22 protein-coding genes are annotated in these 22,533 nt (G+C 45.8%); 10 read left to right on the top strand and 12 right to left on the bottom strand.

The window, feature by feature from the left end:
* Positions 1 to 40 precede the first annotated feature (40 nt).
* Positions 41 to 583: a 1,6-anhydro-N-acetylmuramyl-L-alanine amidase AmpD gene (gene ampD / locus OCU35_RS02580; protein WP_261825598.1), complete on the bottom strand. Its 543-nt coding sequence runs from the start codon at positions 581 to 583 to the stop codon at positions 41 to 43.
* A 97-nt stretch (positions 584 to 680) separates the two neighbouring features.
* Between ampD and nadC the strand changes: the two genes are divergently transcribed.
* The 8 genes from nadC to yacG all read left to right on the top strand — a co-directional run bounded on the left by nadC (position 681) and on the right by yacG (position 7,536).
* The gene (gene nadC / locus OCU35_RS02575) at positions 681 to 1,568 is read left to right on the top strand and encodes a carboxylating nicotinate-nucleotide diphosphorylase (protein ID WP_261825597.1); all 888 of its coding nucleotides are present in this window, start codon (positions 681 to 683) and stop codon (positions 1,566 to 1,568) included.
* 257 nt (positions 1,569 to 1,825) lie between these two features.
* Positions 1,826 to 2,230: a pilin gene (locus OCU35_RS02570; RefSeq protein WP_261825596.1), complete on the top strand. Its 405-nt coding sequence runs from the start codon at positions 1,826 to 1,828 to the stop codon at positions 2,228 to 2,230.
* Complete coding sequence (locus OCU35_RS02565; protein ID WP_261825595.1) at positions 2,227 to 3,774, top strand: GspE/PulE family protein; 1,548 nt, start codon at positions 2,227 to 2,229, stop codon at positions 3,772 to 3,774. The genes OCU35_RS02570 and OCU35_RS02565 overlap by 4 nt, the downstream gene beginning before the upstream one ends.
* A complete protein-coding gene (locus OCU35_RS02560; RefSeq protein ID WP_261825594.1) occupies positions 3,767 to 4,975 on the top strand; it encodes a type II secretion system F family protein in 1,209 nt (402 codons plus the stop codon). The genes OCU35_RS02565 and OCU35_RS02560 overlap by 8 nt, the downstream gene beginning before the upstream one ends.
* A 79-nt stretch (positions 4,976 to 5,054) precedes the next feature.
* The gene (locus OCU35_RS02555; RefSeq protein WP_261825593.1) at positions 5,055 to 5,933 is read left to right on the top strand and encodes a prepilin peptidase; all 879 of its coding nucleotides are present in this window, start codon (positions 5,055 to 5,057) and stop codon (positions 5,931 to 5,933) included.
* Positions 5,933 to 6,532, top strand: coding sequence for a dephospho-CoA kinase (coaE, locus tag OCU35_RS02550; RefSeq protein WP_065598405.1), 600 nt, complete (start codon positions 5,933 to 5,935; stop codon positions 6,530 to 6,532). Before OCU35_RS02555 ends, coaE begins: the two co-directional genes overlap by 1 nt.
* Before the next feature lie 43 nt (positions 6,533 to 6,575).
* Entirely contained in the window at positions 6,576 to 7,316 is a 741-nt protein-coding gene (zapD, locus tag OCU35_RS02545; protein WP_017032779.1) for a cell division protein ZapD, read from the top strand.
* A gap of 25 nt (positions 7,317 to 7,341) precedes the next feature.
* Positions 7,342 to 7,536 carry a DNA gyrase inhibitor YacG gene (gene yacG / locus OCU35_RS02540; RefSeq protein WP_065210205.1) on the top strand — a complete coding sequence of 65 codons (195 nt, stop codon included), beginning with the start codon at positions 7,342 to 7,344 and terminating at the stop codon, positions 7,534 to 7,536.
* Between the two features lie 307 nt (positions 7,537 to 7,843).
* Here the strand turns inward: yacG and rplS are convergent, their stop codons facing one another.
* From rplS to ffh, 5 genes are all read right to left on the bottom strand, one after another.
* Positions 7,844 to 8,197 (bottom strand): 50S ribosomal protein L19, encoded by a 354-nt coding sequence (gene rplS / locus OCU35_RS02535; RefSeq protein ID WP_017027439.1) that lies wholly within the window; start codon positions 8,195 to 8,197, stop codon positions 7,844 to 7,846.
* 41 nt (positions 8,198 to 8,238) lie between these two features.
* Positions 8,239 to 8,997: a tRNA (guanosine(37)-N1)-methyltransferase TrmD gene (gene trmD, locus OCU35_RS02530; protein WP_017027438.1), complete on the bottom strand. Its 759-nt coding sequence runs from the start codon at positions 8,995 to 8,997 to the stop codon at positions 8,239 to 8,241.
* A gap of 21 nt (positions 8,998 to 9,018) precedes the next feature.
* A complete protein-coding gene (gene rimM / locus OCU35_RS02525; RefSeq protein WP_017027437.1) occupies positions 9,019 to 9,549 on the bottom strand; it encodes a ribosome maturation factor RimM in 531 nt (176 codons plus the stop codon).
* Between the two features lie 36 nt (positions 9,550 to 9,585).
* A complete protein-coding gene (gene rpsP / locus OCU35_RS02520; RefSeq protein ID WP_017027436.1) occupies positions 9,586 to 9,834 on the bottom strand; it encodes a 30S ribosomal protein S16 in 249 nt (82 codons plus the stop codon).
* A 248-nt stretch (positions 9,835 to 10,082) separates the two neighbouring features.
* A complete protein-coding gene (gene ffh / locus OCU35_RS02515) occupies positions 10,083 to 11,474 on the bottom strand; it encodes a signal recognition particle protein (RefSeq protein WP_017027435.1) in 1,392 nt (463 codons plus the stop codon).
* Between the two features lie 150 nt (positions 11,475 to 11,624).
* Between ffh and OCU35_RS02510 the strand changes: the two genes are divergently transcribed.
* The gene (locus OCU35_RS02510) at positions 11,625 to 12,419 is read left to right on the top strand and encodes a cytochrome C assembly family protein (RefSeq protein WP_017027432.1); all 795 of its coding nucleotides are present in this window, start codon (positions 11,625 to 11,627) and stop codon (positions 12,417 to 12,419) included.
* Positions 12,420 to 12,494: 75 nt separating this feature from the next.
* Positions 12,495 to 13,757, top strand: coding sequence for an HlyC/CorC family transporter (locus tag OCU35_RS02505; RefSeq protein ID WP_017027431.1), 1,263 nt, complete (start codon positions 12,495 to 12,497; stop codon positions 13,755 to 13,757).
* Between the two features lie 69 nt (positions 13,758 to 13,826).
* On the opposite strand, the gene luxS is transcribed toward OCU35_RS02505, so the two are convergent.
* The 6 genes from luxS to oadA form a co-directional block, all read right to left on the bottom strand.
* A complete protein-coding gene (luxS, locus tag OCU35_RS02500; protein WP_017027430.1) occupies positions 13,827 to 14,342 on the bottom strand; it encodes an S-ribosylhomocysteine lyase in 516 nt (171 codons plus the stop codon).
* A 16-nt stretch (positions 14,343 to 14,358) separates the two neighbouring features.
* Positions 14,359 to 15,930 (bottom strand): glutamate--cysteine ligase, encoded by a 1,572-nt coding sequence (gene gshA, locus OCU35_RS02495; RefSeq protein WP_261825592.1) that lies wholly within the window; start codon positions 15,928 to 15,930, stop codon positions 14,359 to 14,361.
* A gap of 98 nt (positions 15,931 to 16,028) precedes the next feature.
* On the bottom strand, positions 16,029 to 18,917 hold the full coding sequence (locus OCU35_RS02490; protein ID WP_065598411.1) for a M16 family metallopeptidase: 2,889 nt from the start codon (positions 18,915 to 18,917) through the stop codon (positions 16,029 to 16,031).
* A 9-nt stretch (positions 18,918 to 18,926) separates the two neighbouring features.
* The gene (locus tag OCU35_RS02485; RefSeq protein ID WP_261825591.1) at positions 18,927 to 19,382 is read right to left on the bottom strand and encodes a YqaA family protein; all 456 of its coding nucleotides are present in this window, start codon (positions 19,380 to 19,382) and stop codon (positions 18,927 to 18,929) included.
* 217 nt (positions 19,383 to 19,599) lie between these two features.
* Positions 19,600 to 20,730 (bottom strand): sodium ion-translocating decarboxylase subunit beta, encoded by a 1,131-nt coding sequence (locus OCU35_RS02480; RefSeq protein ID WP_017029620.1) that lies wholly within the window; start codon positions 20,728 to 20,730, stop codon positions 19,600 to 19,602.
* Between the two features lie 14 nt (positions 20,731 to 20,744).
* Positions 20,745 to 22,529 (bottom strand): sodium-extruding oxaloacetate decarboxylase subunit alpha, encoded by a 1,785-nt coding sequence (gene oadA / locus OCU35_RS02475; protein WP_261825590.1) that lies wholly within the window; start codon positions 22,527 to 22,529, stop codon positions 20,745 to 20,747.
* Positions 22,530 to 22,533 lie beyond the last annotated feature (4 nt).

Genomic DNA, 22,533 nt, shown 5'->3' with positions numbered 1-22,533 from the left:
TTCACTTATGCTCTTGTATGACAAATGTATCAATCAGGCACTAACCTGCGATCATTTTGCGAAATCTAGACCAGTTAAAGGATAAGCCTGGGTCGGTTTTTCGCAGTGGCGCTACATACTGATGGCCAGTAATTCTAGATGGACTGAGCTTAGGATAGGCGTCGAGTAGAAACTGAGTCAGCATGGCTAGGGATTGATATTGATCCTGTGTATAAGACACATAATCCGTTCCCTCTAGCTCAATACCAATTGAATAGTCATTGCACTTATCACGACCGGCAAAAGAAGAAAGGCCTGCATGCCACGCGCGTTTTTCAAATGGGACAAACTGTACTATTTCACCATCCCTTTTAATTAAGCAATGCGCCGAAACTCGCATGCCACTAATACGTTCAAAAAACGGGTGCACAGAGGCATCCAGTTTCCCTTGAAAAAAGGCTTCAATATTACCGTTATTAAATTCAGCGGGTGGAAGAGAAATATTGTGTACTACCAGTAAAGAGATGTCCTTGGGATCAGGTCTCTCATCACAATGCGGAGATGGGATGGCTTTGGCGTGCGGATACCATAAATTAACGGACATTTTTCTTCCCTGAGAGCAATTGTTGCTGAATTATAATTCAAGCAAGAGTATCATTCAGCACAAATCAGTATTCGACAACATAGTGAAAGTTTTGGTTATGAAAAATACCCACGACAGTGACGCTCGTTTAGCGTACCTAAAACAACAACTGCCTCATGAAGTATCTCGCGCAGTAGAAGAGACACTTAAAGAAGATCTTGGGGGCTCTGTTGACGCTTCTGTGGACATCACTGCAAATCTCATCGCAGAAGAGACTCAAGGTATCGCAACCATCATTACTCGCGAGCACGGCGTGTTCTGCGGGCAGATGTGGGCTGACGAAGTCTTCAAGCAACTTGGCGGACAAGTGACGGTTGAATGGCACGTTACCGATGGTGACACGGTAGAATCTAACCAAACGCTATGCACTCTTACCGGTCCTGCGCGCACGCTATTAACGGGCGAGCGTAACGCAATGAACTTCATTCAAACACTCTCTGGCTGCGCTACCCTTGTTGCCGAGTATGTAAGCAAGATTGAAGGTACTGGATGTAAGCTACTCGATACTCGTAAAACCATCCCAGGTTTACGCAGTGCATTAAAATACGCGGTTGCCTGTGGTGGCGGCTTCAATCACCGTATTGGTGTCTTTGATGCTTACCTTATCAAGGAAAACCACATCATTGCCTGTGGTGGTATTGAGCAAGCCATCTCTACAGCCAAAGAGCTAAACCCAGGAAAGCCTGTTGAGGTGGAAACAGAAAGCCTTGATGAGCTTAAACAAGCCATTAATGCTGGCGCGGATATCATCATGCTCGATAACTTCACTTTAGACATGATGCGTGAGGCTGTGGCAATCAACCAAGGTCGCGCTGTACTTGAGAACTCAGGTAACGTAACCCTAGAGACTATCCGCCCTATGGCTGAAACCGGTGTTGATTTCATCTCAGTTGGCGCTCTGACTAAGCATTTGAAGGCAATGGACCTATCCATGCGATTCAAATAGCCACCAGTTCAACACGCTATACAGAAAGGTCAGCATTGCTGGCCTTTTTTGTATCTCAAAGTTTTAGAAATAGTTCACTCTATTGCGACAGGCTCTTCCTTTATTACTGCTTCTACACACATCTGTTACTCCATTCACTGCGAGGCACTTAGCAAGGGCTTGCTCCCTTTCTTTTACCACAGCTCATAGCTTCTAGTTTTATTGCCACCAGCAAACCTTGAGTTACCCAAGGAGAAAGCAATAATGAGGAAAGAGCAATGAGCAGAAAACAAACCGGCTTCACCTTAATCGAACTGATGATTGTCGTCGCTATCATAGGCGTGCTGTCGGCTATCGGCATTCCCATGTACAAAGACTATGTAAAAAAGTCTGAACTGGCTTCAGCAACCGCGACCTTACGCGGATTACTAACCAAAACTGAACTCTATTATTTAGACCAAGGTTCTTTTCCTACCGATCTGACGGATATCAATACGGTATCGAGTGCCGGCGGCAGTATTGGGGAGGTGGGGATTAGTGGCAATCAGCTGCAATTCACCTTTAGCTCAACGGGCAGTTCATTAGATGGGTCTTCGGTTTCCTTTGCTCGTGACGATACCTCGGGTTGGAGTTGTAGCGTCAGTGGCGCTGTGGGTATTGATAAGCCAAAGGGCTGCCAATGACCCACCCTATTGTTGCTTCACTCAGCCCTGCAATACTCAATAAAGCTGACGTGGAGCAACTGTCGCTAAGGACCATAGCCTCGACTGCTGATGCACTCTATCAAGTATCGCAAGTCAGCCAGCATTCATTAGCACAGCTAGGGCAGATGCTGGCCAATCATCACCAGCTTGCTTTCAATCCGAGCCCTAATCGAAGCGTTAAACTTGAAGCTATAATAACCATCATCAAAGAGCTTCATCTTGAGTCGATTGTTGTTCAGTATCCTATTATCCCAATATCACTGAATGACGGAGTGTTGCACCTGCTCTCCTTTGACCCTCTTCTTAAGTCTCTATTAGCCGAGCTGCAATTTCACCACCGCCTTAATACCCAGCTAATTCTCACTGATATCGAGCAATTCCAGTATCTGTATACTCAGGTAAAGCGCCAGCTAAGCTCTTCGCATAATCAAGACAGTGGCGACCTGAATCTTCTTCCCAAAATAATGGAGCAAGGCCAACAGAGGGATGCCTCAGATATCCATATCGAGCCGGATAAACAACAGGCTCGAGTGCGAATACGCTGTGATGGGTTACTCGTGACCATCATGCAGTTCCCAATAGATAAAATGATGGCGCTTGTCAGTCAGATAAAAATCTATGCCGAGCTGGATATCACCGAGCAGCGATTGCCACAAGATGGGCGCATGAGCTATGCCCTTTCTGAAAAAGAAGAAATAGAAGTTCGCGTCTCCACCCTCCCTACCCTATGGGGTGAAAAGCTAGTGATGAGAATTGCAAGGGAGAGAGAAAGCCTGCCCAAGCTTGATCAGCTAGGACTCAAGCAAGAACAGCGCCACGCATTAAAGCAGGCACTTAAACAACCTCAAGGGCTCATATTAGTGACTGGGCCAACCGGCAGTGGCAAGACCATCACGCTCTACTCTTGCCTCAGCGCCATCGCTAACGCCAGTATCAATATCTGCACAGTAGAAGATCCCGTAGAGATCCACTTTGAAGGGTTCAATCAAGTCCAAACCAATGTCCATATTGGCCTTAACTTTGCTAGGTGCCTTCGCTCCTTACTACGTCAAGATCCTGATGTGATCATGCTAGGTGAGATACGTGATGCTGAAACCGCAGAGATCGCCATTCACGCAGCACAAACCGGTCATCTGGTGCTCTCGACCCTACACACCAATTCAGCCTTTAGCGCTTTAGAGCGCCTATATCAGCTTGGCATTAATCAAGCAGACCTTATCGACAGTCTGCAGTTAGTTATAGCCCAGCGCCTGCTACGCAAGTCGTGCCCGAACTGCGTTCAAAACATCTCCAGCGATATTTGCCATCACTGTAATGAAGGCTACAAAGGTCGAACTGGTGTATTCGAACTGTTACCCATCACTCGCCTACTACTGTGCAATATTACGCAACTACAAGATGGCAAAGAAGAGATAAACGATTATCTCATTGGTGAGCAAGGTCTACATAATGTCGCCAAAGAGCTTTGCTTGAAACGAGTTACTACCCATCAAGAGATCGAGCGAGTGCTGGGGCATGAGTAGCTTACAGCTGTTTATTTGGCTCGGCGCTGGCGACTCTAAACCTAGGATTACCGGCCACCTTTTAGCCTATTCAGCTCTCCAACTAAAAAGGATATTAAGGAGTAAAGGCATTGAGCTTCGTAAATTCATAGCAAAGCCGGTTCCCTTTACCTCAGCTTACAAGCATGAGGTGAAATATGGTGATGTCACCACTTTTACCCATCAGTTATCCTTAATGCTTGAGGCTGGACTGCCACTATCTCTGGCTTTGAATGAACTGCAACACTCCAGCCAACGACAAGGCGTGCGGGCCTTGTTAGAAGAGCTGCATTTTCAGATTCAGCAAGGTCAAAGGCTTTCTGTAGCAATGCAGATGTTTAGCTTTCTCGATTCTATTTACCTTCAGTTTGTACGAATCGGTGAGGAGAACGGTGACCTTTCCACAGCACTGGGGTATTGCACCCAGCACAGAGAGAAAAATCAGCAATTACTCAAGCAGGTAAAGTCAGCGCTCATCTATCCCGCTTCCGTCATCATAACGGCGTGTGTGGTATTTGCTGTAATGATGGTATTTGTCATCCCGCAGTTCTCGAGCTTGTTCCATAGTTTTGGCGCCGAATTGCCAACACTCACTCAGTTCACCGTAGAGCTCTCAACTTGGCTTCAGCGGTATTTTGGGGCACTACTATTGTGCCTATCGGTAATCACTAGCCTTATCTATCTGTGTTATCGGAAAAGTCAGGCTTTTCGTCATAGCATTGCTAAACACAGCTTAAGCATCCCGATACTGGGTCACTGCATTCTTGTGAGTGAGTTAGCTCGTTTCAATTTGCTATTGTGCAATGGAATACAAGCGGGTCTTCCGCTCGTCACTTGTCTGAACAACGCCTCGTTTGGCGTGCGCAATGACTTTATACGTCAGGCACTAAGTAGTGCAAATGATAGTATCAAGGAAGGCAAAAGCCTTTATTACTCCCTAGAAGCCCTCACTTTCCTCCCATCAATCATGCTAAAGATGATTAAAATTGGCGAAATAAGCGGAACCCTAGCGGTGATTACCGGGAGATTGGCTACACTTTTTGAACAGCAACTAAAGGAAGCAACGGACAAGTTAGGCCAATTAATAGAGCCCTTAGTCATTGTTTTTCTTGGTACTCTTGTGGGAGGACTGGTGTTAAGTATGTATTTACCTATTTTCAGCCTTATGAGTGCAGTTGGGTAGGCTTATCTCTGAGATAGGTGTAAACAAGCACTTAAAGTTGCGATAACATACCCACAGACTTTCTCAATATTGGCTCAAGATGCTCGATTTTTATTTTTTGCACTACCCTTTGCTATTTCCGATACTCGCCACCATTCTTGGCTTGATCATTGGTAGCTTTCTCAATGTAGTGATCCATCGCCTTCCGATCATCATGGAAAGAGAATGGCAGAAAGAATTTGCGGAAGCCTACCCAGAGCTAAAACTAAAAGTACCTGAAGGAGTCTTTAACATCAGCCTCCCCCGCTCACGTTGCCCTAAATGTGAAGCGCCAATTAAAGCGATACATAACATTCCGGTTATCGGTTGGCTAAGCCTTAAAGGGCGCTGTCGTGCCTGTGGCGATAAAATCAGCCCTAGATACCCACTAATAGAGCTTCTTTCGGGTGCTCTTAGTCTCACCATCGCTCTCCTATTCGAACCAAGCTTTTACGCTGTCGCAGTACTTGGATTTACCTGGGTGCTGCTTTGCGCCACCTTCATCGATTTAGACACTATGTTACTGCCAGATAGCTTGACCCTACCTCTAATGTGGGCAGGTTTGGCTTTATCGGTATTTGGGATCAGCCCATTATCACTGCAAGATGCGGTTATCGGTGCGATGGCAGGTTATCTTTCTTTGTGGAGCGTCTACTGGTTATTCAAGTTGCTCACTGGCAAAGAAGGCATGGGCTATGGTGACTTCAAACTATTGGCGGCGCTGGGTGCGTGGTTAGGTTGGCAGTCGTTACCACTTATCATCTTACTTTCTTCTTTAGTTGGCCTAATATTTGGCATTATCCAGCTTAGACTCAAGCAACAAGGCGTTGAAAAAGCCTTCCCCTTCGGTCCATACCTAGCCATAGCAGGTTGGGTCTACTTGATAGTTGGTGATGATATTGTGACTTGGTATCTCAGTCGCTACATTGGAGGGTACTAATGTCCAAGATAATCGGTTTGACGGGGGGGATAGGAAGTGGAAAAACTACCGTAGCCAATCATTTCCATGACAATTACCATATCGATATCGTTGATGCTGACATTGTTGCTAGAGAGGTGGTAGAGCCAGGTAGTCAGGGCTTAACGGCGATTGAACATCACTTTGGTCGTTCAATTCTAAATGAAGATGGCACCCTAAATCGCGCTCAATTGCGTGAACGGGTATTTGCCGATCCAAGCAATAAACAATGGATCGACAATCTGCTACACCCAATGATCCGCCAGCGAATGCAACAACAGCTAGAAATGGCCACCTCACCCTACTGCCTACTGGTCATCCCATTGATGGTAGAGAATGGCTTGCAAAGCATGGCTGATCGCGTTTTAGTTGTGGATGTTTCTCCTGATACACAAATAGATCGAACTTTAGCGAGAGATGGCGTATCTAAACAGCAAGTGCTGTCAATATTAAAGGCACAAGCAACACGAGAGCAAAGACTGGCCATCGCCGACGATATCATCAACAACGATAGCGACAATGGACATTTAGCAGAAAAAATTGCTGAGTTGCATCGTAAATATCTAGCCTTGTGTCACTGATTTCTGGGAGAATAACCATTATGTCTAAAGCAGGATGCAATGTATGACAATCCAAAGATATGAACATCCTCTGAATGAGAAAACCAGAACTTATCTGCGTATTGAAAGCCTTCTTCGTCAAGCACAACACTGCGCGACGTTTTCAGACCCGCAACACTATCAAGTTCTTTTTCGTTCCTTGTTCGATCTATTAGATATATTTGAACAAATACAGCTAAAGCCTGAGTTGCTAAAAGATCTAGATAAACTAAAACTGACCTACAGTAACTGGTTAAATGTACCGGGTGTAGACCAACAGCGCCTACAAGGTCTATTAAGCGAAATAGCTCTAGTGCACAAAGAGGTATTAGGGGCTCAACGATTTGGCACCAAACTTAAAGAAGACAGTTTTTTGTCTTCCATTAGACAGCGCTTTAACCTGCCTGGCGGGGCGTGCTGCTTTGATCTTCCTGCTTTGCACTATTGGCTTCATCAGCCTCTAGAAAAGCGCATGGCAGATGCTCAGCAGTGGCTGAAATCATTGGCTCCATTAAATCATGCGTTGCAGCAGTGGCTAAACCTCACTCGCAGCTCCGCACAATTTAAAGCCCAGATTGCGCGCAATGGCTTCTTCCAAAGCGATGCAGACGAAGCCAATATACTCAGACTGCACTTTGCCCACGATTATGGGGTATATCCCATGGTTTCAGGGCATAAGAATCGCTTTGCCATCAAGTTTATGCACTTTGATACTGGCCAAGCCAGCACCCAAGATATCGAATTTGAACTGGCTATTTGTAGCTAATCAATACAGTAAGAGAAGTAACACTATGAGCAAGATTACCATCGTACCCTGCCCAACCTGTGGCAATGATGTTGAGTGGGGAGAACAAAGCCCACACCGTCCTTTCTGTAGCAAGAAGTGCCAAATGATCGACTTCGGTGACTGGGCAGATGAAGAAAACTCCATCGCTGGTGCACCAGATATGTCGGATAGTGATGGGTGGTCGGAAGATCAATACTAAGTGGATTAGCTGTCAGCTATCAGCTGCAAGCCGTCAGACAGAGCTGCATCTTTCACACCGTCATCCTGAACTTGATTCAGGACCTTAGAGCCAACAGAACTCAAAGCAGACACATATTTTTTAGATTGATAGCGCAGGAATTTCAAATGAGTACAAGGCGGAGACGCGCAGTGTGCACCAGCACCAGCACATGAGCATCGACAACGCTGTAATCATTTGAAATAACCAGCTATAAACCGAAAAATCGAAAACAAAAAAAAGGAGACCCAAAGGTCTCCTTTTTTCTTATGAGAAATGCAGGTTTGCATTACTTCTTAGTAAGTTTCTCTTTAATACGAGCTGACTTACCAGAACGCTCACGTAGGTAGTACAACTTGGCACGACGTACTGCACCACGGCGTTTAACTTCAATGCTATCAACCATTGGAGAGTGAGTTTGGAATGCACGCTCAACACCTTCACCGTTCGAGATTTTACGAACTGTGAATGCAGAGTGTAGACCACGGTTACGAATAGCGATTACAACGCCTTCGAATGCCTGTAGACGCTCACGGTCGCCTTCTTTTACCTTAACCTGAACTACAACAGTATCACCTGGTGCGAATTTAGGAAGGTCTGTTTTCATTTGCTCTTGCTCAAGAGCGTTGATGATATTACTCATGTTTCTATACCCTAGAATAAACTGAATCTAAATTTAATAGGTTACTTGCTGTCTTTATTCGTGCGCTTTCGCTCCATCACGAACTCGGCAAGTAAGTGTTCCTGTTCGTCAGTCAGAGCTAGGTTTTCCAGCATCTCTGGCCTTCTTAGCCAAGTACGGCCTAACGATTGTTTCAATCGCCAGCGACGAATGTCCTTGTGGTTTCCAGATTTTAGTACCGCTGGTACCTCTTTTCCATCCAACACTTCAGGACGCGTATAGTGGGGACAATCCAGTAACCCATTTGCAAAGGAGTCTTCCTCTGCTGACGCAAAATCACCTAGTACACCCGGTATAAACCTTGATACTGAGTCGATTAAGGTCATGGCTGGCAGTTCACCACCTGTCATCACAAAATCTCCAATTGACCATTCTTCGTCAACCTCAGATTGTATGATGCGCTCATCTACCCCTTCATAGCGGCCACAAATAAGAAGCAAGTTCTCGTTTGTTGCCAACTCTTCTACGCCTTGCTGGTCGAGTTTACGACCTTGAGGGCTAAGATAGATAACCTTCGTCTTTCCAGGAGCCGCTTGTTTGGCAGTGTTAATAGCATCGCGCAAAGGCTGTACCATCATCAACATACCAGGGCCACCCCCGTAGGGTCTATCATCGACAGTTCGATGTTTGTCTTGTGTAAAATCGCGGGGATTCCACGCTTCTACCGACAAAAGACCTTTTTTAACCGCTTGACCTGTTACACCAAAATCAGTGACAGAGCGGAACATTTCTGGAAACAGGCTTATTACGCCAACCCACATAGTTCACTCTCTAATTTTGATTTAAAAGGCAGGATCCCAGTCAACTTCGATCCGTTGAGCTTCGCGATCAACTTTGATGATCACTTGCTCTTCAAGGAACGGAATTAGTCGTTCCTTTTGGCCAAAAGCATCTTTCAGATTAGCTTTCACCACCAAAACATCGTTTGAACCCGTCTCAAGCATGTCTGAGACTTCGCCTAGGTCATAACCTTTAGTGGTTACAACTTTCATTCCAAACAATTCACGCCAGTAGAATTCTTCTTCTGACAGTTCCGGTAATGAAGATGAGGCTACTGAGATTTCAAGGTTAGTCATTAGATGTGCATCTTCACGTACATCAAGACCTTCCAGCTTACACACATAACCTTTGTTATGACGCTTCCAGCTTTCTACCTTGCACTCAACCCATGTCCCCTTTTGGTTCAAGAACCAAGGGCTATAATCGAAAATGTTTTCAGCATTGTCTGTAAAGGAATGAACTTTAAGCCAACCACGAATGCCATAAGTAGCGCCTAGCTTTCCTACAACAATTTTTTCGTTTTGTTCACTCATTCATTCTTTTCCTTAACATCGAGATAAATTGCTGATTTAAGCCGCTTTTTGAGCGTCTTTAACTAGCTTAGCTACGCGGTCAGAAACTGTAGCACCTTGTGAAACCCAGTGGTTCACACGGTCTAGGTCTAGACGTAGACCTTCTTCTTGACCTTGAGCTGTAGGGTTGAAGAAACCTACTTTCTCGATGAAACGACCTGTAGCTGCGCGACGGCTGTCTGCTACTACGATTTGATAAAATGGACGCTTTTTAGCGCCGTGACGTGCCAAACGAATGGTAACCATGTCGTCCTCTTTGCTTTCTCAATAAAATAATTAACCCCAAACTACTCTTAGAGTTGCATGGGGTCTCGTGCCAAAATAAAGCTAGCGAATTTTACTCTTATTCCCAGTCTTTGCAAGGACTTTAGCTACTTTTTAAACAACTAATTGAATGTGAGCTAGTTAACAACTTGAAATAAAAAGGCTCTATCTAAATAGAGCCTTAAAAATACAGAGATTAGCTTAGAGCTGTCAGCTTTCAGCGGTAGAGCCTATCGGCCGAATGGACCACCCATTCCGCCCATACCACCGCCGCCCATACCGCCCATCATGCCTTGCATGTTACGCATCATGCCGCGCATTCCACCTTTCTGCATTTTCTTCATCATCTTCTGCATCTGAGTGAACTGCTTCAGTAGGCGGTTTACGTCTTGTACCTGAGTACCTGAACCTGCAGCGATACGCTTCTTGCGAGAGCCTTTGATTAGCTCAGGGCGCAGACGCTCTTTCATGGTCATTGAGCTGATGATGGCTTCCATCTGCTTAAACATCTTGTCATCTACTTTGTCTTTCATATTGTCAGGTAGATTACCCATGCCAGGCAGTTTGCCCATCATGCCAGCCATGCCGCCCATGTTTTCCATTTGGCCTAATTGTTCACGGAAGTCTTCAAGGTCAAAACCTTTCTTCTCCTTGAACTTCTTAGCCATCTTCTCTGCTTTATCGGTATCTACGTTGCGCTGTAGATCTTCGATAAGAGAAAGAACATCACCCATACCAAGGATACGAGAAGCCACTCGATCTGGATGGAAAGGTTCTAGTGCGTCAGTTTTTTCACCCACACCCAAGAACTTAATGGGCTTACCTGTGATGTGTTTAACCGATAAAGCCGCACCACCACGTGCATCACCATCGACCTTAGTTAGAATCACACCGGTCAGTGGCAGTGCATCGCCAAATGCTTTTGCTGTATTTGCCGCATCTTGACCCGTCATGGCATCAACGACAAATAGCGTTTCAACAGGATTAATCGCAGAATGAAGCTGCTTGATTTCTCCCATCATCTCTTCATCGATGGCTAGACGACCTGCGGTATCCACCAAGAGTACGTCGTAGAATTTCTTCTTCGCATGGTCGATAGCCGCATTAGCGATATCTAGAGGCTTTTGGTCTGCGCTTGATGGGAAGAAATCCACACCGACATCAGATGCTAATGTCTCTAGCTGTTTGATCGCTGCAGGACGATATACGTCGGCAGAAACAACCAATACTTTTTTCTTATCTCGCTCAGAAAGAAGTTTAGAAAGCTTACCTACACTGGTGGTTTTACCCGCACCTTGTAGACCTGCCATTAATACTACAGCCGGTGGCTGAGCAGCGAGGTTGAGACCTTCGTTGGACTCACCCATTACAGCTTCTAATTCAGACTGAACAATTTTAATGAACTCTTGGCCTGGAGTGAGAGATTTAGATACCTCTACACCTACCGCACCCTCTTTAACACGCTTGATGAAATCGCGTACTACAGGAAGGGCGACATCCGCCTCTAAAAGCGCCATGCGAACTTCGCGCAGCGTCTCTTTTATATTGTCTTCGGTCAGACGACCTTTACCGCTGATGTTCTTCAGCGTCTTGGATAATCGTTCTGTTAAGTTATCAAACATCGTGCTCTCTTCGCGTTGAATTGCGATTAATTACTCGAAGTATACCCCACAGCCACTATTTACAAAACCATGCGCAATAAGTACATAGCCAGTAATGTGGTATTGGGTGTATAATTTCCTTTTAAATCCAAATACTAATGTCGACTAAATATGGACTTTGTGGTTGTTATCCTAGCCGTACTTTTATACCTAACGGCAACCTTTCTTATTCTTCCGGGGCTATTACGTCAGTCGGAAATCAATAAAAAGGTCGTTTTAGGCATAGCGTTTGTTGCTTTGATCCTGCACTTTTCAACGTTAGTTGAGGGTATCTTTGCGCCCTACGGGCAAAACATGAGTATTCTCAATGTCGCTTCATTGGTGAGTAGTATCATCTCACTGGTGCTGACCTTGGCTATGTTTAAAACTCGCTTGTGGTTTTTGCTGCCCATTGCCTACGGATTTTCTTGCCTTAGCCTTATTGCTGCCGAATTTGTTCCGGGTACCTTTATCACCCACTTCGAGCATTCACCGGGCTTAATTGTTCACATCACGCTCGCTCTGTTTTCGTATGCCACTTTGATGATTGCGGCTTTGTATGCGATGCAGCTGGCTTGGCTTGATTTCAAGCTAAAACAAAAGACTTCTCAAGCATTAAACCCTAACCTACCTCCTTTAATGAAGGTGGAGCGCCAACTTTTCAATATCATTTTGATCGGAAATGGCTTACTTACCCTTACATTGATGAGTGGCCCGCTATTTGTTGAAGACTTTTTAAGTAGCGGCAAAACCCATAAAGCCTTGCTGTCCTTTATCGCTTGGCTGGTATTCAACGTGTTATTATGGGGTCATTATAAGCTGGGATGGCGTGGTAAAAAGGTCACTTGGTTCTCAATTATCGGGGCATTTTTGCTAACCCTTGCCTACTTTGGCAGTCGATTTGTCCGTGAGATCATACTGACCTAATCGGCACATATGGTTGACAGTTGCCGGTAAATCATTCATTAATTGAAAAGAGCTAAATAAAAGGATTCATTTAATTTGGACGACATATCAACCGGGGTACTGTTTACCCTCCTTGCATGTCTTATCATTATATCAGGCTACTTTTCAGGTTCAGAGACTGGGATGATGTCCCTGAATCGTTATAGATTAAAGCACCTTTCAAATCAGGGGCATAAGGGAGCGCGTCGTGTAGAGAAGCTTCTTACCCGCCCCGATCGCTTAATCGGCCTTATTCTTATTGGCAACAACCTCGTCAATATTTTGGCATCTGCCATCGCTACCATACTCGGCATGCGTTTGTACGGTGATATCGGTGTTGCCATAGCCACAGGTGTCCTCACCTTGGTGGTGCTGGTTTTCGCCGAAGTAACGCCTAAAACCCTCGCAGCCATGTATCCTGAGCGCGTCTCCTACACCAGCAGTATTTTATTAAAGATACTGATGAAGTTGCTGTCACCTCTGGTCATTCTGGTTAACTTTATTACCAATGGTTTTTTGAGGCTATTAGGCATCAAGGGCATAAGCAATAAGTCTGATCACCTTAGCTCTGACGAACTACGAACAGTGGTGAACGAAGCAGGTAGCTTGATACCGAGTCGTCACCAAGACATGCTGGTCTCCATTTTGGATCTCGAGAACGTCACCGTGAACGATATTATGGTGCCGCGAAATGAAATTACCGGTATCGATGTTAATGATGATTGGAAGTCGATTGTTCGTCAGCTGACCCACTCCCCTCATGGCCGAGTGGTTCTATACCGCGACCAAATCGATGAGGTTGTAGGTATGGTTCGTCTGCGCGAAGCGTATCGCTTGATGCTTGAGAAAAATGAGTTTAATAAGCAGACTCTACTCAAGTCTGCTGATGAGATTTATTTCATCCCAGAGGCGACGCCACTCAATGTGCAGCTGATAAAGTTCCAGCGCAACAAAGAGCGTATTGGATTAGTTGTGGATGAGTATGGCGACATCATTGGCTTGGTCACCTTAGAAGATATCTTAGAAGAGATCGTAGGGGAATTTACTACCTCGATGGCGCCGAGCCTTGCTGAAGAAATTACACCACAGCCTGATGGTAGTTACCTTATAGAAGGCAGTGCAAACATCAGAGACATTAACAAAGGGCTGCAGTGGGATTTACCTACCGATGGGCCAAGAACGCTTAATGGACTCATACTAGAGCACCTGCAAGACCTTCCTGAAACTCACATCAGTATTATGGTGGCAGAGCACAATATGGAAGTGATCGACTTTTCGGAAAACAAAATCAAGATGGTGAAGGTTCATCCCATTCAGTAATTCGCGATTTTTCATCCACTAGAAACCAAAAAGGCTCCCATCGGAGCCTTTTTATTAGCAGAAGTAACACTACACCTTAAGCGTTTGTAGCATCTCTTCTGGCAGTGCAAGCTCATCATTTTTGTTCACTGATACGCCCGCTTCTAAAATAGCGCTAGCAATGGCTTTCGCTTCTTCTAGAGAGTGCATATCTGCAGTGCCACATTGATATTCATTCAGCTCAGGGATCTTGTTTTGTCCCTCAACCTTAAGTACGTCTTCCATTGAGGCAACCCATGCAGTAGCTACATCAGATTCTGATGGCGTACCAATCAGGCTCATGTAAAAGCCTGTGCGGCAACCCATTGGAGAGATATCGATGATCTCAACAGAATCACCATTTAGATGGTTACGCATGAAACCCGCGTAAAGGTGCTCAAGTGTATGAATCCCTCTTTCTGAAAGGATATCTTTGTTTGGTTGAGTGAAGCGAAGGTCGAATACTGTAATAGTATCGCCACTTGGAGTCTGCATCGTTTTTGCCACACGCACTGCTGGTGCATTCATTTTTGTGTGGTCAACTGTAAAACTGTCTAATAGGGGCATAATCGGCTCTCCAAGGTTATTTCAGATACGCGAAGTATTCTTCTAAGTATTGTTCAAAATCTACCGAATCGGTAGCTTCAATGTGTTGTTGTTTTTTCACAGAGTTCGCGACTTCTTGATCCATCGCTTGCTGAGAATAAACGCTGTAATTGTGTTGACGGTACTGCTGCTGATAGCGATCGCCCAACTGCATACCGAACTGGCCATTTCCGCCTTTTTCTTTTACTTCGGCAAGCATTTTACCAGACAGGGTTAATTCTGGTTCATCAATCCAATCACGCAGTTCGTTGCAAACATCTTGATAACCCGTACTGCCGTTAGCTTCATCCATCACCTTGGCGATCTCTTCAAACTGATCAAAGATGCGATGCACCCATTGTTGCAAGGTGAGCTTTTCACCATCACAGCCAATCGTCAGGTATACACCCTTGCGTCGGCCTTCGGTGATCACTGAATTCCAGTTGTGTTTCCAGCAATTGAGCTCACAGTCATCCATTGGGTCGGATTCTGTCAGCGCACACCAGGTCAGGAAGATATCAAGGAAGCGGATCTGACGCTCACTAATACCCACAGGGTTAAACGGGTTGACGTCTAGCGCACGGATCTCAATGTATTCAACACCGTCACGTTCAAGCGCTTCTGAAGGCTTTTCACCACTCTTCGCAACTCGTTTAGGTCTGATAGGCGCGTAAAGCTCATTTTCTATCTGCAGAACATTGCTGTTTAGCTGCTTGAATTGGCCATTTTCTTTAACGCCAATCTTAGAGAATTTTGCTGAAGGCTTACGAATCGCTCGATTCAAGCCTTCAAGATACTCACCGACGCTATTGAAGCTTATCTTTAGCTCGCTTTGCTCACTATTGGTATAACCTAGGTCACTCATGCGCAAAGAGGTCGCGTAAGGCAGGTACAAGGTACCAGTGCCTTCCAGCTTTTTAAACGGCAGGTCTGTTTCGCGGCCTTGAATAAAGGTTTCACAAATGGCAGGAGATGCACCAAAGAAGTAAGGGATCAACCAGCCAAAGCGATAGTAATTTCGAATCAATCCAAAGTAAGCATCGGACTTAGAGTCTTGACGCTGTTGCGTGTCTTGCTCGCCATATAAACTGTCCCAAAAACTCTCAGGAAACGAAAAGTTAAAATGGACCCCAGAGATAATCTGCATCAAGCTTCCGTAGCGATGCTTTAACCCCTGGCGGTAAAGGGTTTTCATTTGGCCTGAGTTAGAAGAACCATACTGTGCAAGCGCAATGTCGTCTTCATCAGCGACAGCACACGGCATAGACAATGGCCATAACTGCTCTTGGTCCAACTTGCTATGAGCGTAGTGATGGATATCCTGCAATTGAGATAACAGAGTAGGGATATCATTTGAAACAGGAGTAATAAACTCCATCAGTAATTCAGAGAAATCAGTGGTAATCCACTCATGGGTCAAAGGAGAACCCAAGCTTTCTGGATGAGGGGTTGTTGCTATGTGGCCATCGGGTTTATAGCGAAGCGTCTCTCGCTCCACGCCGCGTCCATACTGCGTAAATACCTGCTTATTGGCAGCCACCTGTGCTAGGCGGTTAGAAAATATAGTCAAAACAAGGCCACTTTTATTTTTAGAGAGCACTCTCTCAATAGACAGCCCTGCACTTGAGAACAAGCACAGGGCATACAACTACCCCATAGATGGGTCGACTAAGGCGCAATTTCAAGTGTTTGAATAGGGAAATTTAGCGTCTTAAGTTGAGGCATTAGCTGTTTCGCATCCCCGACAACAATAATTTGATAATCGGCTGGATCAAACCACTTACTCGCCATTTCGTTGAGCGTCTCTTTTGATACGTCAGCAACAATATTATTGCGCACAGCGAGATAGTCATGATCTAAGTTGTAGGTCAGTATTGAGCTTAACAAATAGGCTTTTTGCCCCGGTGTTTCATACTTGAGCGCGTCTTGTTGCCCAACTGCTAATCGCATGAATTCAATTTCTTTATCAGTAAAGCCCTCTTTTGCAGCACTGTCCATTTCTTTGATCAGTTCTTTAATCGCAGGTGCGGTTGAATCTGCTCTGACTTGAGCTGTTGCAACGACAGCCCCAATCTCTCTATTTGCTGAAATGTAGCTACTTGCCCCGTAGGTGTAACCCTTGTCTTCACGCAAGTTTTGATTGATTCGGCTGTTAAAGTTACCGCCTAGATTAAAGTTAGCCAGCTGAGTAAGGTAACTCTCACCCGTGGCATCAAACGGCAGTCCTCTGCGAACTAGGCGCACCGCTGTTTGAGGTGCTCCTGGTTTATCGACCAAGAATAGCGTTTGCGCTCCCATCTCTGGCAGGCGTCGCTGGCGCAGCATCGGCGGTGTTTCGCCCTGCCACGCTTGTAAGCTATCAAGCTCTTTGCGCACTTGCTTCTCAGACAAGTCACCGACGACTAAGATCTGTGTGCCCTTTGGCGTGTAGTACTTATCATAAAAGGCTTTTACATCATCAAGGGTTAGGCTTTTCACAGACGCCATAGTGCCCGATGAAGAGCGTCCATAAATGGTATCGCCGTATAGCACTTGTCTTGTTGCTTGAGAGGCCAACCAGCTTGGAGTTTGGTGCTCGTATACAATCCCTTCTAACATCTGGCGCTTCACACGCTCAAAGTCTTCTTCTTTCAGTAATGGATTGAACAGCGCATTTTCAACCAGTTCCATTGTGGCAGTGAAGTTTTTACTCAAGCTCGAAATCGTCAGAGTTGTATTGTACTGACCGGCACTGAGTGAAGCGCTACTGCCCAATTTGTCCAGTTCAGCAGTGAGCTCTTCGCTGGTTAGGGTTTTATCTCCCTCTGACACCATAGATGCAGTAAGGCTAGCGAGCCCTTCTTTACCAACTGGGGCATAGCGGTTACCTGCAGGCATCTTAATCTGCATAACAACGGTAGGAGTTTCCGATGTTTCACTGCCCAGTACTTCAATATCATTGTTTAAGTGGAATGAATAAAGCTCAGGCATAGTGCCAGTGACCGCAGACTGCACTTGCGGCATAACCGAGCGATCAAACGAATCATTCACGAAGCGATAATCGAGTTCGCTCTCTTCGATCTTCTGGTGTTCCGGCAGTGTTCTTGGCGGCGTTTCAAAGGTCGCTGTCTTGGCCGCTAGATCGAGTTTACCGCGAGGGACTACCGATAAGGTCACCTTGTGCTTATTGTCGATAAACTCTTGATATACCTTATAAATAGACTCTGGTGTCACCTTACGTAAGCGATCAAGTTCAATCTGCAGACGATCGGGCTGCTGATAGAAGGTCTCATTAGACGCCAATTGCGTCACCTTGCCACGCACACTCTGCAGGGCAAAGATTGAGCTTGCTTCTGCGCTGCCTACGATTTGTTGTAGCGAATCAGGATTGATATCAGCAAGCTGCAGATTCTCAATGATGTCATACACTTCATCGTACAAAGGCGTTAAATCGGCTCGCTTACTGGAGTCGGCCATGACGTAGACATAAAAATTACAAGCGAGCTCAGTACATTGATGGAACGCGCCTGCATCAAGCGCTTTTTCAGTCTTAACGAGTTTTTGGTAAAGAATACTATTTCTTCCGCTTCCCAATACCTTAGCTAATACGTCAAGATCAGCATTGCGCGCTTCCCCTTGGTAAGTCGTTGGCCACCCCATGACAAGCATTGGCTGTTGGATCATACGATCTTCAAGGGTAACGTAGCGATCTTCATTGAGGACTGCCGGTTGCTTAGGTTGTGCCTCTACTTCTGGACCTCGAGGAATTGGACCAAAGTACTTCTCTACCCATTCAAGCACTTGTTTTGTCTCAAAATCACCACCTATGGTCAGAACGGCATTGTTCGGACCGTACCAACGTAAGAAGAAGGCTTTAAGATCATTCACATCGACCTTATCTAAGTCTTCAACATAACCAATGGTCTGCCATGAGTAAGGATGCCCTTCCGGGTACATAGCCTCACCCATTTTTTCCCACATTAAGCCATACGGGCGGTTATCATAGTTTTGAGCACGTTCGTTTTTAACGGTATCGCGCTGAATCTCGAATTTACGTTGTGAGACAGCCTCTAGTAAAAAGCCCATGCGATCGGACTCTAGCCAAAGCATCTTCTCTAGCTGATTCGATGGCACTGTTTCAAAGTAGTTGGTGCGATCACGGTTAGTCGTACCGTTGAGAGAGCCGCCAGCTTCGGTGATGATCTTAAAGTGTTGCTGATCTGCCACATGCTTTGATCCTTGAAACATCATGTGCTCAAAGAAGTGGGCGAAGCCAGATTTACCAATGTCTTCTCTCGCTGATCCCACATGATAGGTCACATCAACGTGAACCAGAGGATCTGAGTTATCAGGCGCTAAGATTAAGGTTAACCCATTGGCAAGCTTGTATTTAGAATAAGCGATCGAGGCCTTGCCCGGTGTGGCATCCACTTTTTCAACTAACTGAATAGCTGAATCATTTGATGTTGATTCAACGGTATTCTCTTGAGTCGAGCAAGCCGCTAATAGAGTCACGGCCGTCAGCGTGCCCACAAGCTTATACTTGGACAATGACAGGTTGAGACGAGATAAGATCATTGTTATTCCTTATAGATTACCCAGCCCAGTGTATAACCCTACTAGTACCGCATAACGAACCAGTTTTCCTAGGGCTATCAACACCAAACAGGGAAGAAAGCGCATTCGAAGCCACCCAGCGGCTAAACACAAAGGGTCACCAATAACGGGAGCCCAGCTAAACAATAGACTCCAATAGCCATATTTTTGCAACCAAGCTATGGCTTTGTGACCATGTTTTTCTTGCTGAGTTCGATTTGGTATCAACAAACCTAGCCAATAGTTGGTTAAACCGCCGAGAGTGTTGCCTAACGTAGCCACCAACAAGATGCTAAAAATTGAATATTGGTTAAGGCTCAGTGTTGCGATGAGCGCCGCTTCTGAACCACCAGGAAGTAGCGTTGCGCTCAAAAAGCCCGTAGCAAACAGTAAGGTTAGAGCCGAGTCTGCAAACCAAACACCGAGCTGAGAAAACACAGCATCCATTAGTTTACGGTCTCAAAACAATAAGCATTAACAAGGTATACGTGACGAGTAAACGAGATAAGCCATAGAGGCATACTTTTCTGACCATTTGAGATGCATATCGTTACATATTACCGACAATTCTCAGGAATATCATTGTTTTGCTGTCAGAGATAAGTGAAAAAAAAGGATGCAAAAATGCATCCCTTTCTCAATATAGAAATTGATTAGCTCAAGATCATCCCACTAGTGCAAGTAGAATACCAGCCGCCACTGCCGAGCCTAATACACCCGCTACGTTCGGGCCCATAGCATGCATTAATAAGAAGTTCTGAGGGTTTGCCTGCAGACCGACCTTGTTAACCACGCGAGCCGCCATTGGAACCGCAGAAACACCTGCTGCACCAATGAGAGGGTTAATGTCTTCTTTAGACACTTTATTCAGCAACTTAGCCATCAATACGCCACCCGCAGTACCGATGCTAAAGGCAACAGCGCCAAGACCAAGGATACCTAAGGTTTCGATGTTCAAGAACTTATCCGCTTGCAGCTTTGAACCTACGCCAAGACCTAAGAAGATGGTGACTATGTTGATGAGTTCGTTCTGAGCCGTTTTACTCAAACGATCCACAACACCCGCTTCACGCATCAGGTTTCCAAGACAGAACATTCCAACCAAAGGCGTTGCCGATGGCAAAAATAGAATGGTCATGAGCAGAACACCTAGCGGGAAGAAGACCTTCTCACCTTTACCCACATGACGTAGCTGCGCCATTTTAATAGTGCGCTCTTCAGGAGTGGTCAAAGCCTTCATGATCGGTGGCTGGATAATTGGAACCAAAGCCATGTAGCTGTAGGCAGAAACAGCAATCGCACCCAGTAAATCTGGAGACAATCGACTTGCCAAGAAGATAGCGGTTGGACCATCCGCACCACCGATAATGGCAATAGACGAGGCATCCGCCAAGCTAAATTCCATACCCGGTACATAGTTAAGCAAGATAGCGCCAAACAAAGTCGCAAAGATACCAAACTGAGCTGCAGCGCCTAACCATAAGGTTTTAGGGTTCGCAATCAAGGCGCCAAAATCCGTCATTGCCCCTACGCCCATAAAGATAAGCAATGGGAATACCCCAGTTGAAATCCCTACCTCATAGACGTAGTACAGCAATCCACCGGGCTCGGTAAAGCCAGCATTGGGGATGTTAGCTAGGATGGCACCAAAGCCAATCGGCAATAGCAGTAAGGGCTCAAAGCCCTTACGAATAGCAAGAAACAGCAGCCCGCAACCCACCAAGATCATGCAGATCTGGCCAAATTCAAAGTTAGCGATGCCCGTCTCTCTCCAGAGAGTAAGTAAACCGTCCATGTTGTATTGGTTCCTTACGCTAGGCTAAGCAGCGGTGAGCCAACAGAGACAGAATCACCTTCTTTCACATGCAAGCCTTGTACTACGCCACCTCGTGCCGCTCGTACTTCAGTTTCCATCTTCATGGCTTCTAGGATCAGTAGCACATCGCCTTCTTCAACCACAGCGCCACTCGACACATTCACCTTGAAGATATTACCAGCCAAAGGTGCTGGAACATCTTCTGCGGTGCTCGCCACAGGTGCTGCAACTGGCGCAGCAGCCGCAGTCGCACCTGCTGGAGTAACAGAAGTAAGCTCTCCTTGAGGCCCCACTTGCACATCAAAGACCTGTCCATCGACCTTGACGCTATAGGCTTCTACTGTGGTATTTGCGCTTGCAACCGGAGCAGGTTTTGTTTCTTCAACCTCAATGCCTGGTACAGGTTCGAACATAGATGGGTTATGACGATTCTTAAGGAACTTAAGACCCACTTGAGGGAACAGCGCATAGGTTAGTACATCATCTTCAATGTCTTCAGCCAGTGAAATATTTTCCGCTTTGGCCTTCTTCTGAAGATCCAGTGTCAAAGATTCAAACTCGTCTTCTAGCTTATCCGCTGGGCGACACGTAATTGGCTGTGCACCGTCTAATACTTTCTGTTGCAGCTCGGCATTTAGCTCCGCTGGTGCTTTGCCGTACTCGCCCTTAAGGATACCGGCTGTTTCTTTAGTGATGCTCTTATAGCGTTCGCCCGTTAAGACATTGATCACCGCTTGTGTACCCACAATTTGAGAGGTCGGTGTAACCAAAGGAATATAGCCAAGGTCTTTACGTACGCGAGGGATCTCTTCTAGCACTTCATCTAAACGATCAGCAGCGCCCTGCTCTTTTAACTGGCCTTCCATGTTAGTGAGCATTCCACCAGGAACCTGAGCAATCAAGATACGAGAGTCAACCCCTTTCAACTGGCCTTCAAACTTCGCGTATTTTTTACGCACTTCTCGGAAGTAAGCCGCTATCGGTTCGATTTGGTCTAGTTTCAGGTTGGTATCGCGCTCTGTGCCTTCAAGCATCGCTACTACTGTTTCCGTTGGCGTATGGCCATAGGTGCAGCTCATAGAGGATATAGCGGTATCTAGGATATCTACGCCCGCCTCAACCGCTTTAACCGCAGTTGCTGTGCTCAAGCCTGTTGTTGCATGACAGTGAAGGGCTAGTGGAACATCACACGCGTCTTTAATACGCGTAATCAGCTCTTCAGCCTCATAAGGCTTAAGTAAGCCTGACATGTCTTTAATACATAGAGAGTGACAACCTAGGTCCTCTAGACGCTTGGCAAGATCAACCCAGGTATCAGAATTGTGCACAGGGCTTGTTGTGTAAGAGAGTGTGCCTTGAGCATGAGCGCCCACATCCACCACTGACTTAACGGCTTTCTCAAAGTTACGCACGTCATTCATCGCATCAAAGACGCGGAATACATCCATACCGTTGGCATGAGCACGCTCTACAAACTTTTCAACCACATCATCCGCGTAGTGACGGTAACCTAAAAGGTTTTGTCCACGCAGCAACATTTGCATTGGGGTATTGGGCATGGCTTTCTTAAGCTCACGCAAACGCTCCCATGGGTCTTCTCCAAGAAAACGAATACACGAATCGAAGGTCGCTCCGCCCCACGTTTCTAGTGACCAATAGCCAACTTTATCCAGTTCAGCTGCAATCGGCAGCATATCTTCTAGTCGCATACGGGTTGCGAATAAAGATTGATGCGCATCTCGCAGTACTACGTCTGTTATTGCAAGTGGTTTAGACATGCTC

Source organism: Vibrio breoganii, from assembly GCF_024346795.1.
Lineage (GTDB): Bacteria > Pseudomonadota > Gammaproteobacteria > Enterobacterales > Vibrionaceae > Vibrio > Vibrio breoganii.
This window is presented reverse-complemented; position numbering and strand designations above follow the sequence as displayed.

What these genes read in the sequence shown, in the direction of transcription:
- ampD (WP_261825598.1), bottom strand. Translation starts at nt 583, where the DNA reads ATGTCCGTTAATTTATGGTATCCGCACGCCAAAGCCATCCCATCTCCG.
- nadC (WP_261825597.1), top strand. Translation starts at nt 681, where the DNA reads ATGAAAAATACCCACGACAGTGACGCTCGTTTAGCGTACCTAAAACAA.
- OCU35_RS02570 (WP_261825596.1), top strand. Translation starts at nt 1,826, where the DNA reads ATGAGCAGAAAACAAACCGGCTTCACCTTAATCGAACTGATGATTGTC.
- OCU35_RS02565 (WP_261825595.1), top strand. Translation starts at nt 2,227, where the DNA reads ATGACCCACCCTATTGTTGCTTCACTCAGCCCTGCAATACTCAATAAA.
- OCU35_RS02560 (WP_261825594.1), top strand. Translation starts at nt 3,767, where the DNA reads ATGAGTAGCTTACAGCTGTTTATTTGGCTCGGCGCTGGCGACTCTAAA.
- OCU35_RS02555 (WP_261825593.1), top strand. Translation starts at nt 5,055, where the DNA reads ATGCTCGATTTTTATTTTTTGCACTACCCTTTGCTATTTCCGATACTC.
- coaE (WP_065598405.1), top strand. Translation starts at nt 5,933, where the DNA reads ATGTCCAAGATAATCGGTTTGACGGGGGGGATAGGAAGTGGAAAAACT.
- zapD (WP_017032779.1), top strand. Translation starts at nt 6,576, where the DNA reads ATGACAATCCAAAGATATGAACATCCTCTGAATGAGAAAACCAGAACT.
- yacG (WP_065210205.1), top strand. Translation starts at nt 7,342, where the DNA reads ATGAGCAAGATTACCATCGTACCCTGCCCAACCTGTGGCAATGATGTT.
- rplS (WP_017027439.1), bottom strand. Translation starts at nt 8,197, where the DNA reads ATGAGTAATATCATCAACGCTCTTGAGCAAGAGCAAATGAAAACAGAC.
- trmD (WP_017027438.1), bottom strand. Translation starts at nt 8,997, where the DNA reads ATGTGGGTTGGCGTAATAAGCCTGTTTCCAGAAATGTTCCGCTCTGTC.
- rimM (WP_017027437.1), bottom strand. Translation starts at nt 9,549, where the DNA reads ATGAGTGAACAAAACGAAAAAATTGTTGTAGGAAAGCTAGGCGCTACT.
- rpsP (WP_017027436.1), bottom strand. Translation starts at nt 9,834, where the DNA reads ATGGTTACCATTCGTTTGGCACGTCACGGCGCTAAAAAGCGTCCATTT.
- ffh (WP_017027435.1), bottom strand. Translation starts at nt 11,474, where the DNA reads ATGTTTGATAACTTAACAGAACGATTATCCAAGACGCTGAAGAACATC.
- OCU35_RS02510 (WP_017027432.1), top strand. Translation starts at nt 11,625, where the DNA reads ATGGACTTTGTGGTTGTTATCCTAGCCGTACTTTTATACCTAACGGCA.
- luxS (WP_017027430.1), bottom strand. Translation starts at nt 14,342, where the DNA reads ATGCCCCTATTAGACAGTTTTACAGTTGACCACACAAAAATGAATGCA.
- OCU35_RS02490 (WP_065598411.1), bottom strand. Translation starts at nt 18,917, where the DNA reads ATGATCTTATCTCGTCTCAACCTGTCATTGTCCAAGTATAAGCTTGTG.
- OCU35_RS02485 (WP_261825591.1), bottom strand. Translation starts at nt 19,382, where the DNA reads ATGGATGCTGTGTTTTCTCAGCTCGGTGTTTGGTTTGCAGACTCGGCT.
- OCU35_RS02480 (WP_017029620.1), bottom strand. Translation starts at nt 20,730, where the DNA reads ATGGACGGTTTACTTACTCTCTGGAGAGAGACGGGCATCGCTAACTTT.
- oadA (WP_261825590.1), bottom strand. Translation starts at nt 22,529, where the DNA reads ATGTCTAAACCACTTGCAATAACAGACGTAGTACTGCGAGATGCGCAT.